The organism is Bradyrhizobium sp. P5_C11_2 (genome assembly GCF_054049755.1).
The window spans coordinates 1-9,281 of the sequence record NZ_JBFULT010000296.1; the positions used below are offsets into that span (position 1 = coordinate 1).

General features: G+C 64.7%; 11 protein-coding genes. 6 read left to right on the top strand and 5 right to left on the bottom strand.

From position 1 onward, the window contains the following. Nucleotides 1–133 precede the first annotated feature (133 nt). Nucleotides 134–502 carry a nuclear transport factor 2 family protein gene (locus ACXJL8_RS24645; RefSeq protein WP_456622007.1) on the top strand — a complete coding sequence of 123 codons (369 nt, stop codon included), beginning with the start codon at nt 134–136 and terminating at the stop codon, nt 500–502. Between the two features lie 2 nt (nt 503–504). Continuing rightward, a complete protein-coding gene (locus ACXJL8_RS24650) occupies nt 505–948 on the top strand; it encodes a hypothetical protein (RefSeq protein ID WP_456622008.1) in 444 nt (147 codons plus the stop codon). On the opposite strand, the gene ACXJL8_RS24655 is transcribed toward ACXJL8_RS24650, so the two are convergent. Further along, nucleotides 949–3,180: an ATP-binding protein gene (locus tag ACXJL8_RS24655; RefSeq protein ID WP_456622009.1), complete on the bottom strand. Its 2,232-nt coding sequence runs from the start codon at nt 3,178–3,180 to the stop codon at nt 949–951. It abuts the gene before it with no gap. Nucleotides 3,181–3,445: 265 nt separating this feature from the next. Here ACXJL8_RS24655 and ACXJL8_RS24660 point away from each other — a divergent pair, with 265 nt between their 5' ends. Next, the gene (locus tag ACXJL8_RS24660) at nt 3,446–4,216 is read left to right on the top strand and encodes a DUF2189 domain-containing protein (RefSeq protein ID WP_456622010.1); all 771 of its coding nucleotides are present in this window, start codon (nt 3,446–3,448) and stop codon (nt 4,214–4,216) included. 146 nt (nt 4,217–4,362) lie between these two features. Here the strand turns inward: ACXJL8_RS24660 and ACXJL8_RS24665 are convergent, their stop codons facing one another. The 3 genes from ACXJL8_RS24665 to ACXJL8_RS24675 are packed head-to-tail and all read right to left on the bottom strand — an operon-like array spanning nt 4,363 to nt 5,649. Next, nucleotides 4,363–4,875 carry an SRPBCC family protein gene (locus ACXJL8_RS24665; RefSeq protein WP_456622011.1) on the bottom strand — a complete coding sequence of 171 codons (513 nt, stop codon included), beginning with the start codon at nt 4,873–4,875 and terminating at the stop codon, nt 4,363–4,365. Beyond that, on the bottom strand, nt 4,872–5,342 hold the full coding sequence (locus tag ACXJL8_RS24670) for an SRPBCC family protein (protein ID WP_456622012.1): 471 nt from the start codon (nt 5,340–5,342) through the stop codon (nt 4,872–4,874). The genes ACXJL8_RS24665 and ACXJL8_RS24670 overlap by 4 nt, the downstream gene beginning before the upstream one ends. Further along, the gene (locus ACXJL8_RS24675) at nt 5,335–5,649 is read right to left on the bottom strand and encodes an ArsR/SmtB family transcription factor (protein WP_456622013.1); all 315 of its coding nucleotides are present in this window, start codon (nt 5,647–5,649) and stop codon (nt 5,335–5,337) included. The genes ACXJL8_RS24670 and ACXJL8_RS24675 overlap by 8 nt, the downstream gene beginning before the upstream one ends. A gap of 165 nt (nt 5,650–5,814) precedes the next feature. Here ACXJL8_RS24675 and ACXJL8_RS24680 point away from each other — a divergent pair, with 165 nt between their 5' ends. Continuing rightward, nucleotides 5,815–6,435 (top strand): LysE family translocator, encoded by a 621-nt coding sequence (locus ACXJL8_RS24680; RefSeq protein WP_456622014.1) that lies wholly within the window; start codon nt 5,815–5,817, stop codon nt 6,433–6,435. A 138-nt stretch (nt 6,436–6,573) separates the two neighbouring features. On the opposite strand, the gene ACXJL8_RS24685 is transcribed toward ACXJL8_RS24680, so the two are convergent. After that, complete coding sequence (locus tag ACXJL8_RS24685) at nt 6,574–7,377, bottom strand: N-formylglutamate amidohydrolase (protein ID WP_456622015.1); 804 nt, start codon at nt 7,375–7,377, stop codon at nt 6,574–6,576. 90 nt (nt 7,378–7,467) lie between these two features. On the opposite strand from ACXJL8_RS24685, the gene ACXJL8_RS24690 reads away from it, so the two are divergent. Further along, on the top strand, nt 7,468–8,379 hold the full coding sequence (locus tag ACXJL8_RS24690; protein ID WP_456622016.1) for a transglutaminase family protein: 912 nt from the start codon (nt 7,468–7,470) through the stop codon (nt 8,377–8,379). A gap of 14 nt (nt 8,380–8,393) precedes the next feature. Continuing rightward, entirely contained in the window at nt 8,394–9,209 is an 816-nt protein-coding gene (locus tag ACXJL8_RS24695; RefSeq protein ID WP_456622017.1) for a transglutaminase-like domain-containing protein, read from the top strand. Nucleotides 9,210–9,281 lie beyond the last annotated feature (72 nt).

A 9,281-nucleotide genomic window follows, 5' to 3' on the forward strand; every position in this document is an offset into this window, starting at 1 on the left:
GCCGGGGGCGGCGGCATGGATGGCGGTCATGGGGACGATCGCCGACACCAATTGACAAGTCTAAAGTCAACATAGTTGACATGAGGCGCAAGCTTTGCCACTTTCCCGGCAACGAGCCGGGGAGGGCCGCCTCATGGGCGCACAGACAATGGACCGCGCAGTCGCCGAACGCTTTGTCGCGGCATGGTGCGCGAGCTGGTGCAAGGTCGATATCGATGCGGTCGTCGCGCATTTTGCCGACGATGCGCAGATGCGCAGCCCTCTGGCGCTGACGCTGACCGGTTCTCCGGTCGTCGCGGGCGCCGAGAATATCCGCACCTATTGGCGCAAGGCCTATGGTCACATCGAAAGCGCCGACCTGAAGATTTTGAGCTGGAGCTGGGACGAGGCGATCGCGCGCCTGACGTTGTGGTGGCAGCTCGGCGACACCCGCGCCAGCGAATTCATGGACTTCGACGCTGCCGGCCGCGTGGTGCGCAGCGAAGCCTTTTACGGAAAATAGACATGCGCCTTTCGGATATCGTTCTGCTTCTCAACGCGCTCTGGTTCGTCGGCGCCTTCATCCAGTTCAGCGTCGCCCAGCGTAACACGCTGAAGATATTGCTGCCGCGGGAAGAGCGCGGCAATCCAATCGCGCCGACCCTGGCGGCCAGCGTGGCGTTCCTGGGCGGGATCAATCTGCCGATCGGGCTGCTGTCGTTCTATCTTCTGGTGGCGCGTCCGTTCTTCTTCCAGCCGGTCGAAGCGCAGCTTGCGCTGTTCCTGTTCTTTGCCGCCTGCCACTTCAGCCAGTTCGCCTACAACCTGCCGGTCCTGATGCGCGGAGGGCGGGTCGGGGTGGCCTACTGGCCCGTGCTGAAGGGCCCGATGCTCAGGATCTTCGTCATCGACGCGGCACTGTTCGCGGCCAATCTTGGTATCGCAGTTCTGCTCGCGTCTGCATCCTGACTATCGCGACGGCGCCGACAGGGCCGACCGCAGCATCGGGGCAAGATCCTGCCGCCGGAACGGCTTGGTCAGAATGCGGGCGTCGCCGAGCCCGTCAGGCGTCTTGACGGGATTTTGGGTGTAGCCGGAGGTGAAGAGCACCTTGAGATCGGGCCGCAGAGCGGTTGCTTGCCTCGCAAGCTCCGGCCCGAACATGCCGCCGGGCATCACGACGTCGGTGAACAGCAAGTGGATATCCCCGGGCTGGCGCAGCACTTCCAGCGCCGCGGGCCCGTTCGACGTCGCGATGACGCGGTAGCCGAGCGTCTTGAGCTCGCTCTCGACGTAGGCCCGCACCATGTCGTCGTCCTCGACGACGAGAATGGTCTCGCTTCCGTCGGGGACGATGATCCGCTCCGCGGGCGGCGGAGCCGCGTTCAGCGCCGCTGCAATACGCGGAAAGAACAGCCTGACGATGCTGCCTTGTCCCGGTTGGGACTGCAACTGCACAAGTCCGCCGGATTGCTGCGCGAACCCATAGACCATGCTCAGGCCGAGGCCGGTCCCCTTGCCGATCTCCTTGGTGGTGAAGAACGGCTCGAACGCGCGGCCCGCCACTTCTGCGGTCATGCCGCTGCCGGTATCCGTCACGGCCACCATGACGTAGTCGCCGGGCCGCGGCTCGCCGTTGACGTCGAGGTCGGATTCACAGAGCGAGTTGTTGGATACCTCGACCGTCAGTCTGCCGCCTTCCGGCATCGCGTCGCGCGCGTTGAGCACCAGATTGAGCAGGGCTGTCGCCAACTGGCTGGGATCGACACTGGTCAACCACAAATCGGGTTGGAGCACGAAGCTGCACTCGATGTGCTCGCCCAGGGTCCGACGCAAAAGCTGCTCCATGCCGAGAACCTTCTCGCCGATGTCGATCTCTCTCGGCCTCAGGGGCTGCTTGCGCGCGAATGCGAGCAGGCTCCGTGTCAGGTCGGAGCCGCGCTCGGCGGCGGTCGCGATGTCGCCGGCGATCCGGTGCAATTCCGTGTTTCCCGCCAGCCTGTCGGCAAGATGCTCCGAGTTGCCGAGAATGACGGTCAAGAGGTTGTTGAAATCGTGCGCCACGCCACCGGTAAGCTGGCCCATCGCTTCCATCTTCTGCGATTGGCTGAGCTTGTGGCTGAGGTCGGCGATGGCGGCGCGTTGCTGCTCGAGCGACTCCGCGGTGCCGTTGAGCAGGGTCATCAATCCGCCCAGCTCGCCGCGCGGATGGGGAGGCGGAATCCGCGCGCTGAGATCGCCGAGCCCGAGCCTCTTCGCCATGGTGGCGAGCCGTCCGACCTGGCGCCCGACGCCCACCGTCGCGAGGATCCATACACCGGCCAGCAGCAGCAACGAGGCCACCGCAAGGATCGCCATGTCCTCGTAGAGCCGGCGGTTCGCCGCCGCGACCAGTCCGTCCTTGGACCGTCCGACCATGATGTAGAGGCCGGCCTTCCGGATCGAAGGCGAGCGGGCGACGGCCCAGACCTGCGTGCGGCCCGCGCGATCGGCCACCTCTCGAAACGCCTCGCGATCGGGCGTTGCAGCGAAGCGGAACAGGTCGGACCCCGCGATCGACGCGCCGACGGGCTCGCTCCAGCTGCTTCCCTTGGGGGCGACGAGGACCGTACCCTTGCCGTCGACGAGCAGGATCTCCTTCTCGGTGAGCAGTCGCTTATGGTGATACTCCGCGAATTTGTTCAGGTTGAAGGAGGCGAGCAGGACGAGCTTCAGCGCGCCCGCTTCCGATCGCACGGGATATGCGATCTGGAGCACCGACATTCCGGTCAGGCGGCCGAACACCGGCTCCAGCGCGACGCCGCCGCGCGAGACCAGGGCCTGCTTGAAATAGGCGCGATCGGTCAGATCGAGGGTGCGGTTGGTCCGCAGCGAGTCGCAGAACAGGCTGCCGTCCGGATCGATGGTCAGGATGCCGGTGAACTGGGGATATTCTTCGCGCACGTCCGACAGAAACGCCGAGCACGCCGCCTTGTCGCGCGTGTCGAGATCGCGGGCGCGGGCCAGACCGTAGTGAAGCTGGGCGGTGCCCTGAATCTTCTCGTCGAGATCACTTGCAATGTCGTCGGCCGACGCAGCCAGATTGGCCAGGGCGGCGTTGATCTCGCTGCTCCGGTTCTGCACGAAACGCAAGCCGACGAGGATCGCCGGCACCAGCGTGGCCGCGATGACGAGGATCAGTAGCCGGGTACGCAGGCTCATCGGTGGGGCGGTCCGTGCGGCTCATCGCGCGTGTTTGTCAGGAGGTACAATCTGCGGCACGTTCGTCAGCCCAGTCCATAGGCATCGGCTCGAAAATCGCACCGGAGAGCAAAGATTTCGAGCCGCCGGCACAGCGGCTTTTCAGAAGAGGCCCGGCGTGGCCGCTGCCGCCACCTCGGCATTACGTTGCGCGTGCGCGCGGCGGCGCTAATATCCCGGTCAGAGTGAGCGCGGCGGAGATCGCGTCGATGTGCGGAGGAAGCTGATGTCCATCTCGGGCAAAGTCGATCCGGTGGTGCGGCCGGTCACGGCCTTCGACATCGCGGAGGCTCTGGTCGAGGGCTTGCGGGATTTTCAGGCGCTGCCGCTCTACGGCCTCTGCTTCGGCGCGCTCTATGCCGGCGGCGGTATCGCCATCATGCTGTGCCTCACCGCGTTTGGCATGCTTTATCTGGTCTATCCCCTTGCGGCTGGCTTTGCCTTGATCGGGCCTTTCGTGGCGATCGGTCTCTACGAGGTCAGTCGTCGCCGCGAGCGTGGCGAGCCGGTGTCGTTTGCCGCGATCTGGGCCACGGTGCGCTCGCGCAGCGAGATCGGCTGGATGGCCTTCGTCACCCTGTTCGTGTTCGTGGTCTGGATGTACCAGGTGCGGCTCCTGATTGCGCTGCTGCTCGGCCTGCACGCCTCCTTCTCCAGCCTCCAGGAATTCATGACAGTAGTGCTGACCACCAATGAAGGCTTGCTGTTCCTCGCCATCGGCAACGCCGTCGGCGCGGCGCTGTCGCTGGTCCTGTTCTCGCTGACCGTGGTGTCGTTTCCGCTGCTGCTCGAGCGCGAGGTCGATTTCGTCACCGCGATGGTGACGAGCGTGCGCGCGGTCGTCATGAGCCCGCTGGCGATGATCGGCTGGGCGGCCGTGATCGTGTTGCTGCTGATCGTGTCGGCGCTGCCCTATCTCCTCGGGTTGATCGTGACGCTGCCGGTGCTCGGGCATGCGACGTGGCATCTCTATCGCCGTATCGTGGCGCCGGTGTAGTCGTCCTGGCGAAAGCCAGGACCCATTACCCGAGGGAGGAGTTTGGCGGGAGCTGGCCATGACCAGCCTTCGCAAAATTCTATTCGGCGGTAATGGGTCCTGGATCAGCGCTCCGCTTCGCTACGCTTGTCCAGGACGACAGTGTCCTACGGCGTCTTGATCCCCATCGCCTTCAAGGCGTCGAGCATGCGCTGCGGTGGACCCATCTTGACCACGAGCGGTTTGCCGGTCTCGAGCACGCTCTTGAGACTCGACAGGATCGCGGGCCAGCCCGAGCGGCCGCCGGAGAGAATGTCGTCGCTGAGCGGCCGGTCGTGGCCTTCGCTCATGGTGAGCCGGACCGCGTCGCCGACCGGCTCGATGTCATAGGTCACGAGAGTCGGTCCGAGCTTCTCGATCAGCTCAGGCCAGTTGACGTTGAAGGTGACGGACAGCCTCCGTGGCGGATCGTATGCGAGCACCTCGCCGCTGATGTGCAGGGCACCGTCCGGCGTGCGCACGACGAACGCGCCGCCGAGCCGCGGCTCGACTTCCACGGCATTGCCGAAAAAGTATTGGCGGCTGAACTCGGCCGAGGTCAGCGCTTCCCACACCTTCTCGGGCGTTGCAGCGATGTAGATGGTGTAGACCGTGAGCGGCTTGAATTGATCGAGGTTCATTTCGCGTCGAATCCCTTGTTGAGCGCCGCGCGCGGGATGGCGAGCACTTTGCCTCTCTCCAGGAGGCTCTTGAGCCCGGACAGGATCGCCGGCCAGCCATTGGAGACGGCCCCGAGATACTTTCCGCCTTCGATGAAGCCGTCGTGCAGCACGGTCAAACGCACGAGCGAGCCGAACGGTTCGATGGTGAAGACCACCCGCGAGATCGGTTCGCCGCGCAGCTCCTCGTACTTCTGGTGCTTGAAGCTGTAGGACAACCGCCGCGGCGGATCGGCTTCGAGGATTTCGCCGGAATCGGTGGTCTCGCCGTCGAGCAGCAGCGCGAAGGGGGAACCGACCTTCCAGTCGGACCTGACCTCGGCGCCGAACCAGTATTGCCTGGTGAATTCGCTCGATGTCAGCGCCTCCCACAGTTTTTCCGGCGTGGTCTCGATATAGGTGACGTAGACGAATTGCGGCTTACTCATCGCGCTTCTCCAACTGGCGTTTCAACTCGCTGAGCGCGGCGAGCTTGCCGCGCTCGAATTTCCTGATCCAGCGTTCGCCGATCTGATGGATCGGCATCGGGTTGAGATAGTGCAGCTTCTCGCGGCCGTGCCTGATCGCCGTGACCAGATTGGCCTCTTCCAGAATGACAAGATGTTTCGTGACGGCCTGGCGCGTCATCGCGAGGCCTTCGCAGAGCTCGTTCAGTGTCTGTCCGCTGCGGGCGTGAAGCCTGTCCAGCAGCGACCGTCGGGATGCATCGGCGAGCGCTTTGAAGACTTCGTCCATGGCCGCGATAATAGGCAACCAAATGGTTGCATGTCAAGTGCCGCCGTCAGTCCTGGGCGACGCGTCAGCGTCGAACCCGGAATCGCCGCGGACACAATCGCCCCGCTTCCGTTCCCGCTTCCGCCGTGCATTAATGCGCCAAACCGCCCTCAGCGAGTCCTCGCCATGATGTCCATGCAAGCCTATCTCGCCTTCGTCGCCGCCTGCATTGCGCTGGCGCTGCTGCCGGGTCCGATCGTGACCCTCGTCATCGCCAACGGCCTGCGCCATGGCACCCGCGCGGCGCTGACCAATGTCCTGGGCGCGCAGGCCGGCCTCGCGATCGTTATCGGCATCGTCGCGGTCGGCCTGACCTCGCTGATGGCGACGATGGGCTATTGGTTCGACTGGGTGCGCTTTGCCGGCGCCGCCTATCTGGTCTGGCTCGGCATCAGGCTGATCTGGGCGCCGGTCGAAGGCGTCAATGTCGACGAGCCGCCGGCGCCGCCGCGCGGCGGCTTCTTCCTGCAAGGTTTCCTGGTGCTGTTGTCGAATCCGAAGGTGCTGGTGTTCTTCGGCGCCTTCATCCCGCAGTTCATGGACATGAACCGTGACCACTTCCCGCAGGTCGCGCTGCTCGGGGCCACCTTCATGGTGACGGCGGCGATGACGGATGCGCTCTATGCCATCGCAGCAGGGCGCGCCCGAAAATTTTTCTCGGCCCGCCGCACACGCATGATGTCGCGCGTCTCCGGCGGCTTCATGATCGGCGGCGGCATCTGGCTGGCGCTGACCAGGGCGAAGTAGCCCGCATTCGAGCCCCCTTCGTGCTGCGGGGATCGCCGCGATCTTCGCCGCGCTCGCGCTGTTTGTCGTGGCGCGGGGTGGTTGACCTTCACCTCTCCCCGCTTGCGGGGCGAGGGAGCGCACCGTCGGCTTGGCTGGCTACGCCAGCTGCTCCGCCTTCAACTCCAGCTCGATCTCCGCAAATATCCTAGCCAGCCGCTCCGCCCATTGCTGCTGGCCGGACTGGTCCGCGATCAGATCCTGGCGGATCTCGATGCCGGTGTTGACGAGGCCGCGGGCTTCGCCGTGCACGGGGATGGTGTAGTCGGTGAGGTCGTTCACGGCATAGGGCTCGTTGTCGCCGACGATGAGATCGCTCTCGCTGCGCAGGTGCCTGAGCAGGAGGTGCGGCAGTACCCTGTCACGGTTGTAGAGCGCGCCGATGTGCCAGGGCCGCGCGACGCCGGCATAGACCGGCGTGAAGCTGTGCAGCGACACCAGCACGGTCGGCAGCTTGTCGTGCACGCGGCGGCCGATGACGGCGTCGATGCGGTGATGATAAGGCTCGAAGATCTCCCGCCGTCGTGCCTTGCGCTCCTGCTCCGAAATCCCCTCGTTGCGCGGGATCGCCGTGGCCTCGGAGATCACGGGAATCGAGCTGACGGCGCCCGGCGGACGGTTGCAGTCGATCACGAGCCGCGAATAGCGCTGCGCGATCAGGTGGGCGTCGAGCATTTTCGCGAGCCGCTCGGCGACGCCGGCGATGCCGATGTCCCAGGCGATGTGCCGCGTCAGCTCGTCCTCGGCGACGCCGAGATCGCCGAGCGCGCGGGGCAGCACCCGCCCGTAATGATCCGCGGTGAGCAGGAAGGGCGATGTCCCCCGCGCATTGACCTCATGCACTGGGGGAATGTCGCCCTCGCCGAGGAGTTGATCGGCCGCGTCGGCTGTGTCTAAAGCCATCCAGATTGCCTATGGAAGAAGCAGTCGCCCCCAGAATCGGGCGAGAATGCTATAGATTGATCCGCCCGAAATCACCATGATCGCCTGACGATGCCGCTGCTGACGATTCATCACAAGACCGAATATCGCTACAACCGCCCCGTGGCGTTCGGCGAACACAGGATTATGCTGCGGCCGCGCGACGGGCATGATCTGCGCGTGCTCGACTCCAGGCTCGAGATCTCGCCCGAGCCGATGTCGCTGCACTGGATCCACGACGTGTTCGGCAATTCGGTCGCGATCGCGAATTTCGACGAGCGCGCGGACGCGCTGATCTTCGACTGGCACGTCACCGTCGAGCACAACCCGGTGGAGGAGTTCGCGCTGACGCCGGACGATCCCGCCTATTTCTATCCGTTCGCCTATGCCGACGAGGAGTTTCCCGACCTCGTCCAGTACATCACGCCGCAATATACCGACCCTGACGGCGAGATCGCGGAGTGGGCACGCGGCTTTCTCGACGAGGACGCGCCGACGCCGACCTTCAAGATCCTGAGCGGCATGACCCACGGCATCCGCGAGCAGTTCAAATACCGCAAGCGCCACGAGCTGGGCACGCAGCATCCGCTCGATACTTTGCAGTCCGGCACAGGAACTTGTCGGGACTACGCGCTGTTTATGATCGAGGCGCTGCGCCATCTCGGCATCGCCGCGCGATTCGTCTCCGGCTACATCTTCGTGCCGGAGGATATCGAGCAGCGTCATGTCGGCGGTGGTTCGACGCATGCCTGGGTCCAGGTCTATCTGCCGAGCGCGGGCTGGATCGAGTTCGATCCGACCAACGGAATCGTCGGCACCCGCGACCTCATCCGTGTCGCGGTCGCCCGCGATCCGCGCCAGGCGATCCCGCTGCACGGCGTCTATATCGGCTCCGGGGACGCCTTCGAAGCCATGGACGTGAACATCAAGGTGGTCTCGGACGACCAGGACAACGATCAGGAGCTGGAAGCAGAGGTCTTATAGCGGAGGTCTTATAGATGGACATCAGGGTCGGCTTCGAGATCGCCTACGCGGCAGCACAGCCGACACCGATGGTGATCATGCTCAACATCCACCCCTCGCGGCAGGCCGACATCCTCGGCACTGAGACGGTGGTTGCGGAGCCCGACGTCCCGATCCGCTTCTATCACGACAGTTTCGGCAATGTGTGCGGCCGCCTCGTCGCGCCCGCCGGCGGCGTGACGCTGAAGGGCCGCGCGCTGGTGCGCGACACCGGCCTGCCCGACGAGGTGATGCCGGACGCGCAGCAGATCCCAATCGAGCAACTGCCGAACGAGCTGATGCTCTACCTGATGCCGAGCCGCTATTGCGAGACCGACAAGCTCACCGACATCGCCTGGTCGCTGTTCGCCAAGACGAAGCCTGGTTGGGATCGTGTCGCTGCCATCACCGAATTCGTGCACAAGCACGTCACCTTCGGCTACGAGCACGCCCATCACATGAAGTCGGCGCACGACGTCTACGAGCAGAAGACCGGCGTCTGCCGCGACTTCGCGCATCTGGCCGTCGCGCTCTGCCGCTGCATGGGAATCCCGGCGCGCTACTGCACCGGCTATATGGGCGACATCGGCATTCCGCCGGATCCGTCCCCGATGGATTTTTCCGGCTGGTTTCAGGCCTGGCTGTCCGGCAAATGGTTCACCTTCGACGCCCGCCACAACGTCCCCCGCATCGGCCGCATCCTGATGGCGACAGGGCGCGACGCCGCCGACGTCGCGCTGTCGACGAGCTTCGGCCGGATGGAGTTGAAGAAGTTCGAGGTGGTGAGCGACGAGGTCGTGAAGGCGGGGTGAGGTGTTGCGCCATTCACGTCATTGCGAGCGCAGCGAAGCAATCCAGAGGGCCTCCGCAGCGGTAGTCTGGAT